The sequence below is a fragment of the Asticcacaulis machinosus genome (genome assembly GCF_028550435.1).
GTDB lineage: Bacteria > Pseudomonadota > Alphaproteobacteria > Caulobacterales > Caulobacteraceae > Asticcacaulis > Asticcacaulis machinosus.
In genome coordinates this window covers 1,488,664-1,506,969 of record NZ_JAQQKV010000001.1, presented here as the reverse complement: position 1 = coordinate 1,506,969, position 18,306 = coordinate 1,488,664, and the positions used below count along the sequence as shown (strand labels likewise).

The following is an 18,306-nucleotide window of genomic DNA, read 5'->3' as shown; positions in this document are numbered from 1 at the left end:
ATGGTTAATCGGGATTAAGCGGTATTTAGTTCTTTTTCTTGCCCCAGCCCAACCGGCTTTTTAGTCCGTCCGCCCATGAGGGTCTATCATCAGACGGCGCGGCCTCAGCGGTCAGGCTGGCGGGTTCCGGTTTGACTTCCGACGTGGCGGCGGGAGGTGGTTCATCGCCCAACACGCGCGATTCCCGCGCCTTGGGCTGATGAACATCTAAGGCCGTCCGTTCCGAGGCGGGCTTCAGGGCCTCGGTCACAATACGGGCTTCATCTTCGGTTTGTAACTCCGAAAACAGCTTCGGCCGACCGGAAATGTTAAGTGCTGCGGTTTCACACACGCCGGGCAAAGACCAGGTGACATAGGCACCGACGGCCTTATCCAGATCAGCGCGACGGGCTTCTTCCCAACCGTCATAGCCGTTTTGGCGGGCCAGTTCGGCGCGTTTGCGACCTTTTTCGGTTTTGCCGTCTTTAGACAGGGTAAGGGCGGCCTCATAGGCGCGCAGGTAAGATTGGCCGATCGCCTGCATGTCCTTGCTCAGCGGCTCGACCGCGCTGATGCGTTCGGCCATCATCATGTGTCCGGACAGGGCGCCGTGGCACCACGCCACCTTACCAAAATCGTCCTTTGGGGCGTCTTCGATCTGCGGGGTGTGCAGCAGTTGCGACTTGATCCCGCTGACATTGGTGGAGATCGGGCCGTCATTGGTCTGCGCGGCGTCCTGTGCCAGCAAGGGAGACGCTGAGACCGTCACCATCAACAGAGCAAGACAGGCAGATGTAAAACGCAGGGGCATCAGGGCGGGTAATCCTAAGATAATAATAAATGCGACACTATTACACAGGTGGCGGCCGCAAAAGCTATGATTTATTATGCGTGGAAATAAGGCGAAAATATAAGCGCCCCATAAAATGACAGTCTTACAAAAACTTAAGTTCGCGCCTGCGGAAAAAGCCGCTATGATGGTTGAGATATGTCATTTTGGAAGAACCTCGCGCAATTGGCCGTCCGGCAGTTTGATCCGGCCGAATGTCCTGATTGCCCCAAAGGCCCGCCGGGCCGTGATCCGGCCTTCGCCACAGCGGTGACCGCTTTGGGGGCAAAGCTGGCCAAGGCCGACGGGCTGGCGCACGATATCGAACAGCAGGCCTTTCTGGATGTGTTCAGCCCCGAAGCGCGGTCTGAGCGCGATGTGCTGCGGCTGTACGATCTGGCGCGTCAGACCTCGATCGGCTTTGAGGCCTATGCCCAGCGGCTGGCGCGGCGTTATGCCCGTCTGCCGCACATATTGGAAAACGTGCTGGAGGGACTGTTTCACATTGCCCTCAGCGACGGCACACTTAACCACGCCGAAGAAACCTATCTGGAAACGGTAGCGAGGCTGTTCGGCATTGAAACCCCGGTTTATCGCCGGATCAAATCGTCCTATGTCGCCCTTAACGACAATGATCCCTATGTGATTTTAGGTCTCAATCCGGATGCCCATGATGGGGAAATCCGGCTGGCGCGAAACAAACGCTTGTCGGAGTTTCACCCGGACAAGATCGCCGCGCGCGGCCTGCCGCCCGAATATATCACGCTTTACAACCACAAATCTGCGGCCATCAATCAGGCCTATGCCCAGATTCTGGGGGAGCGCGGGCTGAACTGACGATCGGGGTGACAGAGGCTAAAATTGTCCGTATTCGGGACGTGCGGCGCAAAAATAGCGCACTTTTGTGAAGAACAGGGTAAAAATTCTGTAAAAACGAAGTTAAGGCCGCCGTGCATGGTTGACGTTTGCCTCATTCATGCCAATCTGATGACTTAAGAGGTTTGTTAGTGTCCCAGATAGCGGCGGGGCATGTGTGTTTAGGCTTTGTTTTAGGGGTACACCGATGAACGGTTACACAAAAACATTCGAAGCTATTCATCGGGTCGGTGGCGTATTTAGTAACCGCTATCAGCCCTGGGGCCGCCTGCGCCGGAGAAACCTCATGTCAAGACTTACCCATATTGCATTTATGACCTTATTGGGGCTGGGGGCGCTGGGCGCTCTGGCCATTATGGTGGTCTTTGCCTCGGCACTGGCCGTGCTGGCGGTGATTGGTCTGGGTGCCGCGACACTGGTGGCCCTGTTTACCCGTAAGCCCTTACGCGTATCAGTGCGCTGCAAGCCCGATCAGGCCGCCAAAGGCGTGTTCGAGGCCAAAAAAGAGGGTAATACCTGGGTCGCTTATAAATAAAAATCGCGGTCTTTGGACGATTACGTCGTTGTCTGCGCTGGCAGGTATTCGGTATACCTGCTGCACTTGACGCCTAGTACTCGACTCAAATCTCACGATTTTTTTCGGCTGCTGGCTCTGATTTTTGGAAAGAGCTGTGCCCTACATTTCCTTGCCTTCCCCGAATTATAACGACAGAAAATCCCCGCCGGATATGATCGTGCTGCACTATACCGGCATGCAAACGGCACAGGCCGCACTGGATCGTTTGTGCGATCCCGGCGCCAAGGTGTCGGCCCACTATGTGATCGACGAAGATGGCACGGTTTACCGCCTTGTCGCCGAAGCGCGCCGCGCCTGGCACGCCGGCGTGTCGTACTGGAAAGGGGAGACCGATATCAACGGCGCGTCGATCGGCATTGAGATCGTCAATCCCGGCCATGAGTTCGGCTACCGCGATTTTCCGCCCGAACAGATTGAGGCGCTGGTGCTGCTGCTGGATGATATTCGTGACCGCTGGGATATTCCCGATCACCGTATCTTAGGTCATTCCGATGTCGCCCCTGAACGGAAAGAAGACCCCGGTGAACTGTTCCCGTGGGCGTATCTGGCTCAGCGCGGGCATGGCCTGTGGGTTGAGCCGGATCTGCCGCCTGAAGGTGTTATGGGGCCGCCGCTCGATATAGGCGATGACGGTCTTGGCGTGTTTTCCCTGCAAAGTGCCTTGGGGAAGCTGGGCTATAATATTCTGGCGGGTGGGCCTTACGATGATCAGACCAAAACCATTGTGACGGCCTTTCAGCGCCACTGGCGGCCGGAAAACATCGACGGCCGCGCCGATGCGGAAACCCGCGTGCGCCTGATGGCGCTGCTGCGGCATGTCACCCTGTTAGTGGAGTAAGCTATGACCCCGATACCGACCAAGGGCTTTGATGCCATGTTGCTGATGATTGCCGGTCTGTGGGGGCTGGCGGGGGTTATGTTGCTGGCGGCGGGGGCCCATGCCGATCCGCGCCTGACGACGGCAGGATCGTTTCTGCTGTTTCATGCCGCAGCGGGTATGGGGCTGATGGGCGTGCCGTTTATGGGGCCGAAGCTGAAGCTTATCGCGGCGTTTCTGCTGCTGGCCGGGGCCGGACTGTTTGCCGGTGATATCGTGATGCGGGTGACTCGGGGCGCGGGCCTGTTGTCGATGATGGCGCCGGTCGGCGGGACACTGACCATGATCGGCTGGCTGGGTGTCGTGGTGGGCGCGTGGCTCAAGCTGTTTGAGAAACCGCAGAACCCTTGATTTCAGTCTGATTTACGCGCAAAAGAGCTTATCAGATGGCCGGGCGGTCGCGGAGCCTTTGCGGGTTTCGAGGAAAGTCCGGGCTCCACGGTAACAGGACGGCGGGTAACGCCCGCCAAGGGTGACCTTAGGGATAGTGCCACAGAAAGCAAACCGCTGTTATTTATAACAGTAAGGGTGAAAGGGTGCGGTAAGAGCGCACCGCGTTCATGGTAACATGAACGGCACGGTAAACCCCGTCCGGAGCAAAACCAAATAGGGGCGGCGCGTAAGGTTTCGGCCTTACAGGGTGTTACTACCCCAGCACGTCCGGGTCGGTTGCTTGAGCGGCTCAGCAATGAGTCGCCCAGAGGAATGATCGCCACGCGGCAACGCGTACAGAACCCGGCTTACAGGCCATCTGATATATATTACTCGCTTTAAAGAGCCTCCCCTGATTTCAGGGGAGGTTCTAATCTTTTTACATACCCATACCGCCGACGGGTTCGGTGATTGTATGCTGGCCGAAGCTGGCGATCAGCGGCATGGCCTTTTTGATGGTTTCGGCGACCGCAGGAATTTGTAGCGATGCCTTATGGCTTTCGGCGCTGTCCCACACTTCGGTGATCCAGATTTTGTCGGCATCCTGCGGGTCTTTGGCGATGATGTAGCTGATACATTCCGGCATAGCGCTGGTCGAGGCCGTCATTAACCCGATCAGTTCGTCACGTTTGCCGGGGTGAGCACTGAAGCTGCCGATAAGTCCGTACATGGTGTGGCCTCCTGCTGAGTCCTCTATGGCATCTTTGTGCCGGAATTTGTCAGCATATTAACGTCGATTCAATCGTTTGCGCCGAAAATAGCCTTGAAATGCCGTGTTCTTAATTTGTTCCAAGTTGTTGTTTTTGGGTCAAAATTCCCCGAAAGTGTCATTTGGAGTCATTGCATCCCAATTCATCCCATGTTAACCCTATTGATGTCGTCGGATGAGGTGCGCCGGGCGGGCTGGCGCGCACCGTAGGTTGTGAAAAGGGAGCGGGCAGATTTTAGCCTGAGTGCGAGGGGTGTTTCTCTCACATGTTGAGAAGCAGCTTGATGCCAAGCGGAGATTGCTGATCCCGCAGGACTTCCGCACGACCGCAACCCAAGGCTCTGCCGATGCTGCCCCCTTTGAGGGCGTTTACTGTTTTGCCTCGATCGAAGCCGATTGTCTCGAAGGCGGCGGGGCGGCGTTTTTCGAGCGCTATCGGCAGTTGATCGAAGGCTATGCTGTGGGATCGCCGGCGCGCCGGGCTCTGGAGCACAAGATTTACGGCGGCATGCACCGCCTAAGCTTTGACACTGCCGGGCGGATTACCCTGCCGGATAGTCTGTGTCTCAAATTCGGCCTGAGCGATAAGGCGCTGATCGTCGGTCTTTATGACCGTTTTCAGATATGGGAACCCACGGCCTATGCCGCCTATCAGGCTGAGCAGGATCAGCTTGCCCGTGACGTGCTCATGCAGAGGGGGGCGTAACATGTCTCAATCTGTCCACATGTCGGTGCTGCTTGATGAAGTGCTGGCAGCGTTAGGTGATATTGAGGGTAAGCTGGTCGTTGACGGCACCTTCGGCGCGGGTGGTTATACGCGCGCTTTCCTGGAGCGTGGCGCGAAGGTCATCGGTTTTGACCGTGATGCGCGCGTAAAGTCCTATGTCGATGCGGTGGCAGCGGATTTTCCGGGTAAATTCCAGTGGATCAATCGCCCGTTTTCGGAAATGGCCGAAGGGCTGGCGGATGCGGGTGTTGCGGCTGTCGATGCGGTTGTGCTCGATATCGGCGTGTCGTCTATGCAGCTTGATGAGGCCGAGCGCGGGTTTTCGTTTATGCGTGACGGGCCGCTCGATATGCGTATGAGCGTTGATGGGCGCTCGGCGGCTGATATCGTGAACGAGGATAGCGCCGAAGAGATCGCCCACGTCATCTGGCTCTATGGTGAGGAGCGCAAGTCGCGCGGGATTGCCGCGGCCATCGTTCGCAGGCGGGCCGAGCAAAAGTTTGAGCGCACGCTGGATCTGGCCGAAGTGGTCGAGCGCGCCCTGGGCGGGCGTCGGGGCGCGCCGGTCCATCCGGCAACGCGCACCTTTCAGGGTCTGCGTATTGCGGTCAATGATGAGCTGGGTGAACTTGAGCGCGCCCTTGAGGTGTCGGAGGCCGTTCTGAAAACCGGCGGGGTGCTGGCAGTGGTCACCTTCCATTCGCTTGAAGACCGCATCGTTAAAAACTTCTTTGCCGAGCGCTGCGGCAAGCTGCCGTCAGGTTCGCGCTATGCGCCTGAGGTCAAGGCCGCCAATGATCCGACTTACGAACTGGTGACTCATAAGGCGCAGGGGCCGTCAGAGGCTGAGCTGGCCCGTAATCCGCGCGCGCGATCGGCCAAGCTGCGGGCGGGGCGTCGCACGGCGGCAGCCTCATGGTCTGAACAAACGATTTCCGGCAAACCTTCGGCCAATAAGGTGCGGTCATGAGTGGCATACTGGGTGTATTTGAGCAAAGGGTGCGCGGCGTCCGGCTGGTGGAACTGGTGGGGCTGGTGCTTTGCCTTGGGATGATGTTTGCTCTGGGCTGGATCAAGATGAAGGAAGATGCCGATGTAAAGCGGCTTGAGGCCTTAAAGCGTGAGATCGTGGCGGAGACCGAGCAGGTTAAGGCGCTTCGCGCCGCCGTCGCCCACCTTGAGCAGCCCAAGCGCATCGAAGCTTTGGCGTCGGTCTATCTCGGCATGAAGCCGGTCGATTCCCGCCACGAGGCCAATCTTGATTCGCTGGTGGAAATCTCCCGCGGGCAGGGCGCCGGCGTGCGCGGGGTTGAGCGCCCGGCCTCGCCCGTGCCGCCGATGCCGCAAGCGCCTTCGGCGGTGCCTGTGCCGACGGCAGCGCCGGATACGCTGGTGATCGAACATACGCAGGAGGGGACACGATGAAATACTCTATTCCGTTTGTCCCGTCGTCTGGTGGCTTTCAGTGGGTCACCGACAGCGTCTGGAAGGTCGAGCATGCCTTTGAGCGCGCCCATGTCGAAGGGCAGACCCACGAAAACACCGCCCAGCGCATCTTTTTCATTCTGGCGCTGATCGCCTGCATGTTTGCGGTGCTGATGATATTTGCGGTCAAGGCTGCGCTGTTCAGCGGTGCCGATGGTGTGACCGGCGCGCCGGTGTCGCCCGGTGCGCGCTCGGAACTGGTCGACCGTAATGGTGCACTTCTGGCGGCGGACGGTGAAAACTTCATTCTTTATGTCGATCCGACCGACATGATGGCGGCTGATCGCCCACTGGTGAAGCGGGCTCTGATCCAGCTTTTGCCGGATGTGTCGCTGGAAACGATTGATAAGGCTCTGCGCGGCGATGGCCGGGCGCGCATCGCGGGCTGGCTGAAGCCTTCGGATCGGGCGCGTATCCTGAACTATGGTTTGCCGGGCCTGATTTTTGAGCCGGTGCGGGTGCGCACCTATCCGCTGGGCATCACGGGCGCCAGCTATATCGGGGCGACCGAGCGCGGCGGCAAAGGTGTGGCCGGGGCCGAGCGGGCCCTGAATGACGATATTGACCTGACTCTGGCCGCGCACGGCGGCGGGCCGGTCGAACTGGCTATGGATCTGCGGGTGCAGGGTGCGCTGGAGAACGAACTGCGTGCGGCGGCCGTCGATCAGCAGGCACAAGGGGCCATCGGTATCGTCACCAATGTGCGCACCGGCGAAATCTTAGGTATGGCAAGCTGGCCGGAATATGATCCGAACCGCGCCGGCAGCTTTTCCGAGAACGAAAAGAAGAACCGTGCGGCGGCAGCAGTCTACGAAATGGGCTCGATCTTTAAGGTGATTTCGGTGGCCATCGGGTTAGAGACCGGCACGGCCTCGATCAATTCGGTCTTTGATGCCCGCGCACCATTTAAGATCGGCAGCCGCAAAATTTCCGACTATCACGCTGAGAATCGCGTCATGACGCTGGAGGATGTGTTTATCCATTCCTCCAACATTGGTGTGTCGCAACTGGCCGAAAGTGTCGGCATCGATACCATGACGAAGTTCTACGACAATCTGGGCCTGTTCCGGGCCGCGGAGACCGAGCTTTATGAATCGGCCCGCCCGATCGTGCCGAAGAAATGGACCAGCAGCACTCTGGCGTCGACCTCGTTCGGGCATGGTATTTCCATGTCGCCGCTGGCCTTTGCGCAGGCGTTCGGCGCGGTGGCCAATGGCGGTTATGTGCGCCCGCTCACCGTCCGTAAGCATCAGCCGGGGCAGGTACTGGAAGGGCCGCGCGTCTTTTCGGCCAATACCTCGCGCCAGATGCTTGATCTGATGCGCATCAACGGCATTCGCGGCACCGGCACCCGTGCCAATGCGCCGGGCCTCAGGGTCGGCGGTAAGACCGGCTCGGCGGAGCGGGTCGTGGATGGCCGTTATCTGCGCTCCAGCCTGTTCTCCAGCTATGTGGCCGTCTTTCCGACCGATGGCGCTATCGAAGACGACCGCTATATGGTGCTGATCATGGTCGATGACCCCAAGGGTTCAAAAGCCTCATCGGGCCTGCGCACCGGCGGGTTTGTGGCGGCTCCCGTGGCGGGCCGTGTCATTGACCGTATTGCGCCGTTTGTGGACGTGGCGCGCAAGGAAGACAAGTTTGCAACCGCCGAGTTTGAAAAGGCCCCTGTCGCGGCTGAGACCCAAAGCGGTGCCCAATCCCTTGCCGTGGCTGGGGCGGTGGCAGTGCCGGCCGCAACCACGCCGGTATCGGGAGGCCAGTGATGACTACCGCCAAAACCGGCATGAAACTGTCTGACATCCTGCGCCGCGATCTGGATCACGATCCGGTCGTGACCGGCATCACCGCCGATAGCCGCAAGGTGGGCGAAGGCGTGCTGTTCTGTGCGCTGCCCGGCACCAAGGTCGATGGCCGTGAGTTTATCCCGCAAGCTTTGGCGGCAGGGGCTGCCGCGATTTTGACACCCGATGACGGTGCAAAGTCTCAACTGAAATCCGTGGTTGATAATATCGACAACCTGATAAGGGTCGCTGATGTGCGCCGTGCCTATGCCCTGGCGGCCAAGACCTTTTACGGCGCCCAGCCCAAGACCTGCGTGGCGATCACCGGCACCAATGGCAAAACGTCGGTGGCCACATTTTGTCGTCAGATGTTTGCCCATATGGGTCGCAAATCCGCCAGCATGGGAACGCTGGGTGTCGTCAAGCAGGACGGTGCTGTGGAGACGGCGATTACCGCACCGGGGCTTACGACGCCAGATGCCGCTGATGTGGCGCGTTATATGGCGGATCTGGCTGCGGACTGCGTAACGCACATGGCGCTTGAGGCGTCGTCGCACGGTATCGATCAACGCAGACTTGACGGCGTCACCCTGACGGCGGCGGGTTTCACCAATCTGACGCAGGATCACCTCGACTACCACGCCACTATGGACAGCTACCGCCAGGCGAAGTTGCGCCTGTTTGAGCAACTGCTGCCGCGTGGACGTCAGGCGGTGCTCAATGCCGATTCCGAGGCCTATAACGCCTTTGCGGCGACGGCGATCCTGTCGGGCGCCAATGTCATGAGCGTCGGTGAGCGCGGGCAGCATCTGACCCTGATCCAGCGTGATCTGATCGCTGATGGTCAGGTTCTGCACCTTGATCACTATGGTAAGCGTTATGAGGTCAAGCTGCCTCTGGCAGGTCTGTTTCAGGCGTCGAACGCCCTTGTGGCGGCGGGCTTGTGTCTGGCTGCCGGTGAGGCGATCGACGATGTGCTGGCGTCACTGACGAAGCTTACCGGCGCGCGCGGGCGTCTGGAGCGGGTGGGTACTAAATCGAATGGTGCAGAGGTCTATGTCGATTATGCCCATACGCCGGACGGTCTTGAGACGGTCTTAAAGGCGCTGCGTCCCCATACCAAAGGCCGGTTGTTGTGTGTGTTCGGCTGCGGTGGTGACCGTGATAAGACCAAGCGTCCGATCATGGGCGGCATTGCCCAGCGTCTGTCGGACCTAAGCTTTGTTACCGATGATAATCCGCGTTCCGAAGAGGCGCAAACGATCCGCTCCGAGGTTCGCGCCGGCATGACCGGTACCGGTGCCTATAAGGATATCGGTGACCGTCGCGCCGCCATTTTCGCCGCGGTGGATGAGCTTGCACCCGGTGATGTGCTGGTGGTCGCCGGAAAAGGTCACGAACAGGGCCAGATTATCAAGGGCGACATCTTGCCTTTCGATGACGCCGGTGTAGTGCTTGAGGCGCTAAATACATAAGATTTGTTTCTCAATCCGGCTTTTTTCCCCTCACCCCAGCCCTCTCCCCGCGAGCAGGGAGAGGGAGCAGAAAAGTCCCCTCGCCCCATTTCATGGGGAGAGGGTTAGGGTGAGGGGCCACTAAACATTTGAGAGAGCATGACCGAAGTTTTGTGGACGGCAAAGGAGTGGGCGCAGGCCGTGGGCGGCGCTCTGGTTGATGCGGCGGGTTTGCCCCTGAGCGATCAGGCCGCCATTGCGCTCCATGCCTCTAACGTCAATTTTGACAGTCGCGCCATTGAGGCCGGTGATATTTTTCTGGCCCTCAAAGGTGCGCGCGACGGTCATGAATTTGTGGCCTCTGCCTACAAGGCCGGTGCCGCGTTTTGTGTTACCGAACGGGCAATTGAAGGGGCTGTCTGCTGCGTGGTCGAAGACGTGCAAGGCGCGTTAGAGGCCGCCGCCGTCTATGCCCGCGACCGAGCGATTGGCTGTAAGCGCGGGGCGGTGACCGGCAGTGTCGGCAAGACCTCAGTCACCCAGATGGTCATGGCGACGCTTAAGCGCGCCGGTCGTGCCCATTCGGCGATCAAGAGCTTTAACAATCATATTGGTGTGCCGCTGACTTTGGTGCGGATGCCGCGTGAGACTGAGCGCGCGGTGTTTGAAATCGGCATGAACCACGCCGATGAAATCACGCCCCTGTCTCAGTTTGTGGCTCCCGATGCGGTCATCATCACCACGGTCGGGGCGGTTCACACCGAAAACTTCCCGGACGGCGAACTGGGGATCGTCAAGGCCAAGGCCGAGATTTTTGACGGGCTGCAACCTGGTGGGCTGGCCATCCTCAATGCCGACAATAAATGGTTCGATGACCTTAAGACACGCGCCGAGGCGGTCGGCGTAAAGGTCACATCATTCGGTGAAAGCGTTGGGGCGGATGCCCTGCTGACCGGTTATGATGTCGTGACGGGTGCTGACGGTGACTATGCCCGCGTTCAGGCCGAAATTCACGGCCAGAGCTATGACTTCAAACTCTATACGACGGGTAAGCATCAGGCCGTCAACGCCATGTCGGTGTTGCTGATGGCGCAGGCGTTGGGCGTGAATCCCAAGGTCGCCATTGCGGCGTTAGAGGATTTCAAACCACTGGCCGGACGCGGCAGTGTGCGTCATGTCACGGTGGACGGTAAGGCCATCACCGTCATCGACGAAAGCTATAATGCCAATCCGATCTCAATGACGGCGACCATCGAATCGTTAGGCGCGCGGGTAGTAGAACCTGATCAGCGTAAAATCGTGGTGCTGACTGATATGCTGGAGCTTGGGCCGGATGAGGCGGCGCTGCATGCCGGTCTGTTTGGGGTGATCGAGGCGCAAGCTATTGATAAGGTTTACTGCGCGGGGCCGTTGATGGCCAATCTCTGGCAGATAGTACCGCCTGCCCTTCGCGGGGCCTATGCGCCCACAGCATCCGAATTGATCGTCCCCTTAAAAGCGGACTTGCGCTCAGGGGATGTGGTCATGATAAAGGGCTCCAACGGCTCGAAAGCCGGTTTGATCGCGGCGTCTCTCGTATAATTTCTGGTTTAAGGTTTCAGACGGTTCATGTTTTACTGGCTCTACGAACAATATGCGGGCATGGCGGCCCACATCCCACTGTTGAACCTGCTGAAGTATCTGACGGTGCGCATTGCGCTGGCGCTGGCCACCTCCTGGATCGTGGCGGTGGCGCTGGGGTCGCGCTTCATCCGCTGGATGCGCTCAAAGCAGGGTAAGGGGCAGCCGATACGCGAAGACGGCCCCGCTGGGCACCTGCTGACCAAAAAAGGCACGCCGACCATGGGCGGGCTGATGATACTGGCCGGGATTACGGTGGCGGTTCTGCTGTGGGCAGACCTTAGCAACCCGGCGGTCTGGGTCGTATTTGGCGTCACGCTGGCCTTTGGGGGCTTAGGGTTCATCGACGACTACGCCAAGGTCACCAAACAATCCTCGGCGGGCTTATCGTCCATCCAGAAACTGATCGCGCAAACCGTGGTGGCGGTGGTGGCGGTGTGGGCTCTGGTGGCGTTTGGGCCGCAGTCACCGACCTCACCAGATTTGCATACCTCGCTGGCCGTGCCGGTGTTCAAGAATTTTCTGCTTAATCTGGGCTGGTTCTATGTGGTGTTCGGGGCCGTGGTCATTATCGGCGCGTCCAATGCGGTTAATCTGACCGATGGCCTTGATGGGCTGGCGACCGTGCCTGTGATCTTTGCGGCCGGGGCGTTTGCGCTGATTTCGTACCTTGTTGGTAACTATGTGTTTGCGGGTTACCTCAATGTCCATTTTGTCCCCAGAGTGGGCGATGTGGCGGTGATCTGCGCGGCCATTATCGGCGGCGGTATGGGCTTTTTGTGGTATAACGCGCCGCCCGCCAAGATTTTCATGGGCGATACCGGATCGCTGGCTCTGGGCGGTGGTCTGGGCGCTGTCGCCGTGACGACCAAGCATGAGATTGTGCTGGCCATTGTCGGTGGTCTGTTTGTTATGGAAGCCCTGTCGGTCATGATTCAGGTCGGCTATTTCAAGCTAACGGGTAAGCGCGTGTTCCTGATGGCGCCGATCCACCACCATTTTGAAAAGCTGGGCTGGGCGGAATCGACGGTGGTTATCCGCTTCTGGATCATTGCGGCCCTTCTGGCCATGATTGGTCTGGCGACGCTGAAATTAAGATAGGGCAGGCCTGTGATAACCGTTAAAGGCTTTGAAGGAAAACGGGTGGCGGTCTTTGGTCTGGGGCGCTCAGGCTTAACCGCCGCGCGCGCGTTGAAGGCCGGAGGGGCTGAGCCGCTGCTGTGGGACGATAAGCCCCAGAACATGCTGGCCGCCACCAAAGAAGGTTTTACGATCGAGAACCTGAAATCCGCCGACTGGTCAGAGATTGACGCGCTTATGCTGTCGCCAGGTGTGCCGCTCACCCACCCTGAGCCGCACTGGTCGGTGGTGGCGGCCAAGGCTGCCGGGGTGCCCGTGCTGGGTGATATCGAGCTGTTTGCCCGCACCCTGAATGCCTTGCCGGAGCGTAAGCGCCCGAAAACCGTGGCCATTACCGGCACCAACGGCAAATCGACGACCACAGCACTGATCGGCCATATCCTTAAATCCGCCGGAAAGAATGTCCATGTCGGTGGCAATATCGGCATTGGCGTACTTGATCTGCCTGCGATGGAGCCGGGCAGTATCTATGTCATTGAAACCTCCAGCTATCAGCTTGACCTGACCCACAGCTTCAAACCGGATGTGTCGGTGCTGCTCAATTTTTCGCCCGACCATCTGGATCGCCACGGTGATATGGATGGCTATATTGCGGCCAAGCTGCGCATCTTTGCGGGTCAGGGGCCAGAGGAAACCGCCGTCATCGGTGCGGATGATCAGTGGACCCAAGGGGTGCTGACTGAGATGAACTCCCATCCGTCGGTCAAGCTGATCCCGATCTCAGCGCGCCGGACGCTGGGGCGCGGAGTCTATGCGCTGAACGGTATGATCTATGACGCCACCTCCGACCGCGCCAAGGCGGTGTTCGATCTGAAAAGCGCGCGCTCACTGGTTGGGCGCCACAACTGGCAAAATGCGTGTGCGGCCTATAGCGCCTGCAAGGCGCTGGGACTGTCGGCAGAAGTGATCGCGGCGGGTCTGAAATCTTTCCCCGGTCTTGATCACCGGATGCAGGAGATCGGCCGCATCGGTAAGGTGCGCTTTATCAACGATTCCAAGGCGACCAATGCTGATGCCTCGCGTCAGGCTATGTCGAGCTATGATAAATTCTACTGGATCGCCGGTGGCCGCGCCAAGGCGGGCGGCATCGAGAGCCTGTCTGATCTGTTTCCGCGTGTGAAAGGTGCGTTCCTGATCGGTGAGGCCGCAGAGTTGTTTGAAAAGACTATCGGTTCAGCCGCGCCGTGCGTGCAGTCGCGCCACCTGTTTACCGCTGTGGCTCAGGCCTATGCCGAGGCTGAGAAATCGGGAAAGGATGAGGTCGTGCTGCTGTCACCGGCCTGCGCCTCGTTTGACCAGTTTCCGGATTTCGAAAAACGCGGTGACGCCTTCAAAGAGGCTGTGGCGGAAATTTCAAAATCGATTATTGCGGGGGCGGCGTCCTAGCTCTAAGAACTCCCCCTCTTGGAGGGGGAACTGAAATCAAACCTGTTTGGTTTCAGAGGGGGTAACTTACACGGCACCTTAACCCCCTCTGATAATTTTGAAGGCTCAAAATCATCAGCTTCCTCTACATCAGGGGGAGTTCTTTTTAACAAAAAGCACATCACAGTTAACATCCATTAACCCTCATCCTCTACACCTGAAACCTTACATACACTCCGTCAATTTCAGGTGAGATCATGGCCACCGGTTTCGCTCAGGCTTTTTCCCGCACCGACCGCCGGCCGATGGCCATGTGGTGGTGGACGGTTGACCGCGCGACTATGGGCTTTGTGGCCTTGTTGATGATCATCGGCCTGTGGTTTTCGTTTTCCTCATCACCGGTTGCTGCGGCCAAGATTGGCGCCCATTCGCCGATCTATTTTACGCAGCGCCATATATTATTCGCGCTGGTCGCGGTCGGCATCATGATCGCTGTGTCCATGCTGTCGCTGAAAGGCGTCAAGCGGGTGAGTGCCGCCATCTATAGCGGTGCGATTCTGATCATGATGCTGTTGCCGTTTATCGGTCACACCTCAAAAGGCGGGCAGCGCTGGCTGGACCTGGGCTTTTTCAAGCTGCAACCGTCTGAATTTCTGAAACCCGTGCTGATAATTCTGATCGCCTGGATGTTTGCCGAGGGTCAAAAGGGTAAGGGCGTGCCGGGGGTGACCATCGCCTTTTGCCTTTATGTGCTGGCGATAGGCCTGCTGCTGATCCAGCCCGATGTTGGGCAGTCATTCCTGATCACTATTGCCTTTGGCGCGTGCTTTTTTATCTCCGGCGTGCCGGTGCGCTGGATGGTGGGCTTAGGCGGCACGGTCATGGCAGCCTTGGTCGGCCTGTTTTTCTGGGCACCGCACTTTCGCAACCGCCTGATCGGATTTATCAACCCGGATGGTGACAAGTATCAGGTCAATGCGGCTTTGTCGGCCATATCCAATGGTGGCCTGTGGGGGCAGGGTGTCAATGAGGGGACCCAAAAACGCTTTATCCCGGATCTGCATACCGACTTCATCTATTCGGTGATCGGTGAAGAGGCGGGGCTATTTATGCTGCTGCTGATCATCGCCATTTTTGCCGTCATCGTCGTGCGTGGGCTGGGTAAGGCGATGTCTATGACCGATCCGTTTCGTCAGATCGCGACCTCAGGGCTATACATCATGCTGGGCTCGCAGGTATTCATCAATATCAGCGTCAATCTGGGGGTTATCCCACCCAAAGGCATGACCTTGCCGTTTATTTCTTATGGCGGATCGTCCATGCTGGCTATGGGGCTGACGATGGGCTTTATTCTGGCGCTCACCCGTAAACGCGCCGGTGAAGTGCCGGTGACCGAGGATAATGACCATACAAAATGGTAACGTAGTTCACCTTAAAATTTCCAATTTTAAGGTGGTATTATAAGGTCAAGTCGGCTTAGGGGCGGCCCGTCAACCGACTTGAGTTTTTAGTATCGATGAGGACATATGCCCTCATAAAATTAAGAAGGTAGTGATCGTGGCCGATAAACAAAAATCCGAATCCAAACTGGCGGTCGTGGCGGCAGGCGGCACGGGCGGCCATATGTTTCCGGCCGAAGCTCTGGCGCGGGAACTAATTGACCGCGGCTGGCGGATTGTGCTGGCGTCGGATACGCGCGGCGCGGCCTATGCCGAAAATTTTCCGGCGATTGAACGCCTGTCTCTGGAGGCCGCGACCTTTAAACGCGGCGATATTTTCGGCATGCTCCGCGCAGGGTTCAAGATCGCCACCGGTGTGCTTCAGGCCCGCAAAGCCTTCGGGCGGCTAAAACCCGATGCCGTTATTGGCTTTGGCGGCTACCCGTCCTATCCGGCTTTGATCGCGGCGATTACCCGTTCGGATACGACCCTGATCCACGAACAAAATTCGGTTCTGGGGCGCTCAAACCGTGAACTGGTCACCCGCGTCGATGCGGTCGCCTGCGCGTTCCCGACCTTGAAGATGGCGCCTGAGGCCCTGACCGGTAAGGTCGAGGTGGTCGGCAATCCGGTGCGCCCTGATATTCGTGCGCTTTTTGACAAACCCTATCCGGACAATTTCAAGCCGATCCGCATTTTGGTGACCGGCGGGTCGCAGGGGGCGAAGATATTGTCCGAGACCGTGCCGCAGGCGCTGGCTCTGCTGCCGCCATCACTGCGAATACTCTTGAGCGTCGAGCAGCAGACTCGCGCCGAACAGGTGGATGAGGCGAAGAAAATCTATGCCGAGGCGGGGATTGAGGCCGATATTGCGCCGTTTTTCACCAATATGGCTGAACGCCTTGAGCGCGCTCATCTGGTCATCGGGCGCGCCGGGGCCTCGACCTGCTGCGAACTGGCGGTGGCCGGAAAACCGTCTGTGCTGATCCCGCTTAAGATCGCCGCCGATAATCATCAGTTCCACAATGCCGAGGTGCTGAAAGAAGCGGGCGGAGCCATCGTGATCAACGAAGACGACGCCGATGCCGAAACTCTGGCCGAGGCGATCAAGACCCTCATCGATCAGCCGGTGCGCCTGAAAGGTATGGCCGTCTGCGCCCGATCCGTGGCGCGGGCCGATGCCGCCAAACGGCTGGCTGATCTGGTTGAGCGGACTGTGGCGAAAAAAGCCTGATTTCAATAGCGCGTCTTTACATAGGGCGTGGTAGCCTTATCCGGTGTTTATAAAGGGATAGCGATGTTCAAGCCTGACAGCGGCGATTTAACGGTCGGTTTTATCAAGCGCGTGCTGTTCATATTGCTGATTGTCGCCTTAAGCGCGCTGGCCCTGAAGCTCGTTTCGATCTGGCTGCTGATCTTTGGGGCGATCATTGTGGCGGTGGTCTTGCGGGCGGTATCTGAGCCCCTTATCCGCTATCTCAGGGTGCCCGAACCGATATCTATCCTGCTGGCGCTGGTGATTTTGATCGCGGGGCTTACGGGGGCCTTTTACTTCTTTGGCTGGCAAATATCGCGCCAGATCGAGGATTTGTGGCAGCAGATGCCGGCGGCCTGGAACCAGATTCAGCTTCAGATCAACGGCACGCCCGCCGACACGATTGTCCATGAGCAGATCGACAGTCTGGGGCAAAAGGCCGGTCAACTGATCTCGATGGCGCCGAAGATTGCCGGTGAGGTATTCTCGACGCTGGCTAATCTGGTGGTGGCGATTGTCGGCGGCATATTCCTGGCTATGCGGCCGGGCAGCTACCGTGATGGCATTGTCACCCTGTTTCCCAAATCGCAGCGCGCCCTGACCAAGGAATGTCTGAATGATTCCGGTAAGGCGCTTCAGATGTGGTTGGTGGCCCAGACCTTTTCGATGGTGCTGGTGGGCAGTCTGACCGCCATAGGTTTGTCGATTGTCGGCGTCGATTCCGCGCTGGCCTTGGGGCTGATTTCCGGGTTAGCGCAGTTCGTGCCGATCGTCGGGCCGATTGTCTCGGCCGGGCCGGGGTTGTTGCTGGCGGGGTCTGAGGGTCTGCCGACGTTCCTGTGGGCGCTGCTGATCTATGTCAGCGTGTCGCAACTGGAAAGCAATGTGATTACGCCGATGGTGCAAAAGCATGTGGCCTCAATCCCGACGGTTGTAACCCTGTTTGCTGTGATTGCCTTTGGTACGCTTTTGGGGCCGATGGGCATATTGTTCGCCACGCCGCTGACGGTGGTGCTCTACACTTTGGTGCTTAAGCTCTATGTGGGGAAGGTGCTGGATGACCCGGTAGGCGCCGCCCGTGCTGACCCCGATGCCGGAAAGGGTAAAGCGCCGGGGATATTTTGGTTTTTAAAGAGGTTGGGAAAGTAGATTAAAGCTGTTGCAGCGGATCCTGTGTTTGATTCAGGATGCGAAATATAACGATGCCGCTGTCGTCTAAACGATAATAGATGCTGTGCCGCTCGTGAAACAGGCATCGTGCGCCAGGTTTAATGGAAGAGATATCTCTGCCTATAAATGGGTTCGAGCCTATAATCTCAAAACCTGTAATGAGTGCACTTGTGTACGTGTCAGCTTGGCGCTCACCATAGGTTTCCAGAGAATATGCGTAGATGTTGGTAAAGTCAGCGTCCGCATCTGCCGTTAATTTATATGCGGCCATCTGCTTTGAACTTTGCTTTGACATCAGACATAATTTGCTGCGGCGTGCGCGGGCTTATGCCGCTGGCTTCGGCATGATCCAGCATCTCACGTAACTTCTCATGGGCGTCGCGGCGATCCTGATCCCGCCGGACCAGATCGCGGAAATATTCGGAGGTGTTGTTATAGTCGCCAGCCTTGACACGCGCCTGAACATAGTCGTTCATGCCATCGGTCATGGAAATTGAAATCTTGGCCATATCAAAAGCTCCTAACTGTGCGCACCTGATTGTAGCATATAATCCGAACTATTCCTACCTGTTCCGATCGTGGCCTGTG

19 protein-coding genes and 1 other RNA gene are annotated in these 18,306 nt (G+C 58.1%); 16 read left to right on the top strand and 4 right to left on the bottom strand.

Features of this window, described 5'->3' with window-relative positions:
• Nucleotides 1–25 precede the first annotated feature (25 nt).
• Nucleotides 26–790 carry a hypothetical protein gene (locus tag PQU98_RS06920; RefSeq protein WP_272744171.1) on the bottom strand — a complete coding sequence of 255 codons (765 nt, stop codon included), beginning with the start codon at nucleotides 788–790 and terminating at the stop codon, nucleotides 26–28.
• A gap of 177 nt (nucleotides 791–967) precedes the next feature.
• Here PQU98_RS06920 and PQU98_RS06915 point away from each other — a divergent pair, with 177 nt between their 5' ends.
• The 5 genes from PQU98_RS06915 to rnpB all read left to right on the top strand — a co-directional run bounded on the left by PQU98_RS06915 (nucleotide 968) and on the right by rnpB (nucleotide 3,897).
• Nucleotides 968–1,645 carry a TerB family tellurite resistance protein gene (locus tag PQU98_RS06915; protein WP_272744170.1) on the top strand — a complete coding sequence of 226 codons (678 nt, stop codon included), beginning with the start codon at nucleotides 968–970 and terminating at the stop codon, nucleotides 1,643–1,645.
• Nucleotides 1,646–1,970: 325 nt separating this feature from the next.
• Nucleotides 1,971–2,219: a hypothetical protein gene (locus PQU98_RS06910; protein ID WP_272744169.1), complete on the top strand. Its 249-nt coding sequence runs from the start codon at nucleotides 1,971–1,973 to the stop codon at nucleotides 2,217–2,219.
• Between the two features lie 136 nt (nucleotides 2,220–2,355).
• Entirely contained in the window at nucleotides 2,356–3,099 is a 744-nt protein-coding gene (locus PQU98_RS06905; RefSeq protein WP_368408142.1) for an N-acetylmuramoyl-L-alanine amidase, read from the top strand.
• A gap of 3 nt (nucleotides 3,100–3,102) precedes the next feature.
• Complete coding sequence (locus PQU98_RS06900; RefSeq protein WP_272744168.1) at nucleotides 3,103–3,489, top strand: DUF423 domain-containing protein; 387 nt, start codon at nucleotides 3,103–3,105, stop codon at nucleotides 3,487–3,489.
• A gap of 31 nt (nucleotides 3,490–3,520) precedes the next feature.
• An RNA gene (gene rnpB, locus PQU98_RS06895) (RNase P RNA component class A) lies at nucleotides 3,521–3,897 on the top strand.
• Nucleotides 3,898–3,949: 52 nt separating this feature from the next.
• Here the strand turns inward: rnpB and PQU98_RS06890 are convergent.
• On the bottom strand, nucleotides 3,950–4,240 hold the full coding sequence (locus PQU98_RS06890; protein WP_272744167.1) for a putative quinol monooxygenase: 291 nt from the start codon (nucleotides 4,238–4,240) through the stop codon (nucleotides 3,950–3,952).
• A 292-nt stretch (nucleotides 4,241–4,532) separates the two neighbouring features.
• Between PQU98_RS06890 and PQU98_RS06885 the strand changes: the two genes are divergently transcribed.
• From PQU98_RS06885 to PQU98_RS06835, 11 genes are all read left to right on the top strand, one after another.
• On the top strand, nucleotides 4,533–4,985 hold the full coding sequence (locus tag PQU98_RS06885; protein WP_272744166.1) for a division/cell wall cluster transcriptional repressor MraZ: 453 nt from the start codon (nucleotides 4,533–4,535) through the stop codon (nucleotides 4,983–4,985).
• A 1-nt stretch (nucleotide 4,986) separates the two neighbouring features.
• A complete protein-coding gene (rsmH, locus tag PQU98_RS06880) occupies nucleotides 4,987–5,976 on the top strand; it encodes a 16S rRNA (cytosine(1402)-N(4))-methyltransferase RsmH (protein ID WP_272744165.1) in 990 nt (329 codons plus the stop codon).
• Nucleotides 5,973–6,431 carry a cell division protein FtsL gene (gene ftsL, locus PQU98_RS06875; RefSeq protein ID WP_272744164.1) on the top strand — a complete coding sequence of 153 codons (459 nt, stop codon included), beginning with the start codon at nucleotides 5,973–5,975 and terminating at the stop codon, nucleotides 6,429–6,431. Before rsmH ends, ftsL begins: the two co-directional genes overlap by 4 nt.
• Nucleotides 6,428–8,257: a peptidoglycan D,D-transpeptidase FtsI family protein gene (locus PQU98_RS06870; protein WP_272744163.1), complete on the top strand. Its 1,830-nt coding sequence runs from the start codon at nucleotides 6,428–6,430 to the stop codon at nucleotides 8,255–8,257. The genes ftsL and PQU98_RS06870 overlap by 4 nt, the downstream gene beginning before the upstream one ends.
• Nucleotides 8,257–9,750, top strand: a complete 1,494-nt coding sequence (locus PQU98_RS06865; RefSeq protein WP_272744162.1) for a UDP-N-acetylmuramoyl-L-alanyl-D-glutamate--2,6-diaminopimelate ligase — start codon at nucleotides 8,257–8,259, stop codon at nucleotides 9,748–9,750. The genes PQU98_RS06870 and PQU98_RS06865 overlap by 1 nt, the downstream gene beginning before the upstream one ends.
• 138 nt (nucleotides 9,751–9,888) lie before the next feature.
• The gene (locus PQU98_RS06860; RefSeq protein ID WP_272744161.1) at nucleotides 9,889–11,310 is read left to right on the top strand and encodes a UDP-N-acetylmuramoyl-tripeptide--D-alanyl-D-alanine ligase; all 1,422 of its coding nucleotides are present in this window, start codon (nucleotides 9,889–9,891) and stop codon (nucleotides 11,308–11,310) included.
• A gap of 27 nt (nucleotides 11,311–11,337) precedes the next feature.
• Nucleotides 11,338–12,450, top strand: a complete 1,113-nt coding sequence (gene mraY, locus PQU98_RS06855; RefSeq protein WP_272744160.1) for a phospho-N-acetylmuramoyl-pentapeptide-transferase — start codon at nucleotides 11,338–11,340, stop codon at nucleotides 12,448–12,450.
• A 9-nt stretch (nucleotides 12,451–12,459) separates the two neighbouring features.
• Nucleotides 12,460–13,875, top strand: coding sequence for a UDP-N-acetylmuramoyl-L-alanine--D-glutamate ligase (gene murD, locus PQU98_RS06850; protein WP_272744159.1), 1,416 nt, complete (start codon nucleotides 12,460–12,462; stop codon nucleotides 13,873–13,875).
• Nucleotides 13,876–14,111: 236 nt separating this feature from the next.
• Nucleotides 14,112–15,275 carry an FtsW/RodA/SpoVE family cell cycle protein gene (locus PQU98_RS06845; protein WP_272744158.1) on the top strand — a complete coding sequence of 388 codons (1,164 nt, stop codon included), beginning with the start codon at nucleotides 14,112–14,114 and terminating at the stop codon, nucleotides 15,273–15,275.
• A 136-nt stretch (nucleotides 15,276–15,411) separates the two neighbouring features.
• Entirely contained in the window at nucleotides 15,412–16,527 is a 1,116-nt protein-coding gene (gene murG, locus PQU98_RS06840; RefSeq protein ID WP_272744157.1) for an undecaprenyldiphospho-muramoylpentapeptide beta-N-acetylglucosaminyltransferase, read from the top strand.
• A 63-nt stretch (nucleotides 16,528–16,590) separates the two neighbouring features.
• Complete coding sequence (locus PQU98_RS06835) at nucleotides 16,591–17,697, top strand: AI-2E family transporter (RefSeq protein WP_272744156.1); 1,107 nt, start codon at nucleotides 16,591–16,593, stop codon at nucleotides 17,695–17,697.
• A 1-nt stretch (nucleotide 17,698) separates the two neighbouring features.
• On the opposite strand, the gene PQU98_RS06830 is transcribed toward PQU98_RS06835, so the two are convergent.
• Entirely contained in the window at nucleotides 17,699–17,989 is a 291-nt protein-coding gene (locus PQU98_RS06830) for a type II toxin-antitoxin system RelE/ParE family toxin (RefSeq protein ID WP_272744155.1), read from the bottom strand.
• Entirely contained in the window at nucleotides 17,976–18,227 is a 252-nt protein-coding gene (locus PQU98_RS06825) for a type II toxin-antitoxin system ParD family antitoxin (RefSeq protein WP_272744154.1), read from the bottom strand. The genes PQU98_RS06830 and PQU98_RS06825 overlap by 14 nt, the downstream gene beginning before the upstream one ends.
• Nucleotides 18,228–18,306: the final 79 nt, after the last annotated feature.

Excerpts from the sequence above, each read along its gene's own strand:
- PQU98_RS06915 (WP_272744170.1), top strand. The coding sequence starts at position 968 with ATGTCATTTTGGAAGAACCTCGCGCAATTGGCCGTCCGGCAGTTTGAT.
- PQU98_RS06890 (WP_272744167.1), bottom strand. The coding sequence starts at position 4,240 with ATGTACGGACTTATCGGCAGCTTCAGTGCTCACCCCGGCAAACGTGAC.
- PQU98_RS06830 (WP_272744155.1), bottom strand. The coding sequence starts at position 17,989 with ATGGCCGCATATAAATTAACGGCAGATGCGGACGCTGACTTTACCAAC.
- PQU98_RS06825 (WP_272744154.1), bottom strand. The coding sequence starts at position 18,227 with ATGGCCAAGATTTCAATTTCCATGACCGATGGCATGAACGACTATGTT.
- PQU98_RS06865 (WP_272744162.1), top strand. The coding sequence starts at position 8,257 with ATGACTACCGCCAAAACCGGCATGAAACTGTCTGACATCCTGCGCCGC.
- mraY (WP_272744160.1), top strand. The coding sequence starts at position 11,338 with ATGTTTTACTGGCTCTACGAACAATATGCGGGCATGGCGGCCCACATC.
- PQU98_RS06900 (WP_272744168.1), top strand. The coding sequence starts at position 3,103 with ATGACCCCGATACCGACCAAGGGCTTTGATGCCATGTTGCTGATGATT.
- PQU98_RS06870 (WP_272744163.1), top strand. The coding sequence starts at position 6,428 with ATGAAATACTCTATTCCGTTTGTCCCGTCGTCTGGTGGCTTTCAGTGG.
- ftsL (WP_272744164.1), top strand. The coding sequence starts at position 5,973 with ATGAGTGGCATACTGGGTGTATTTGAGCAAAGGGTGCGCGGCGTCCGG.
- PQU98_RS06920 (WP_272744171.1), bottom strand. The coding sequence starts at position 790 with ATGCCCCTGCGTTTTACATCTGCCTGTCTTGCTCTGTTGATGGTGACG.
- PQU98_RS06845 (WP_272744158.1), top strand. The coding sequence starts at position 14,112 with ATGGCCACCGGTTTCGCTCAGGCTTTTTCCCGCACCGACCGCCGGCCG.
- PQU98_RS06910 (WP_272744169.1), top strand. The coding sequence starts at position 1,971 with ATGTCAAGACTTACCCATATTGCATTTATGACCTTATTGGGGCTGGGG.
- PQU98_RS06835 (WP_272744156.1), top strand. The coding sequence starts at position 16,591 with ATGTTCAAGCCTGACAGCGGCGATTTAACGGTCGGTTTTATCAAGCGC.
- PQU98_RS06860 (WP_272744161.1), top strand. The coding sequence starts at position 9,889 with ATGACCGAAGTTTTGTGGACGGCAAAGGAGTGGGCGCAGGCCGTGGGC.
- rsmH (WP_272744165.1), top strand. The coding sequence starts at position 4,987 with ATGTCTCAATCTGTCCACATGTCGGTGCTGCTTGATGAAGTGCTGGCA.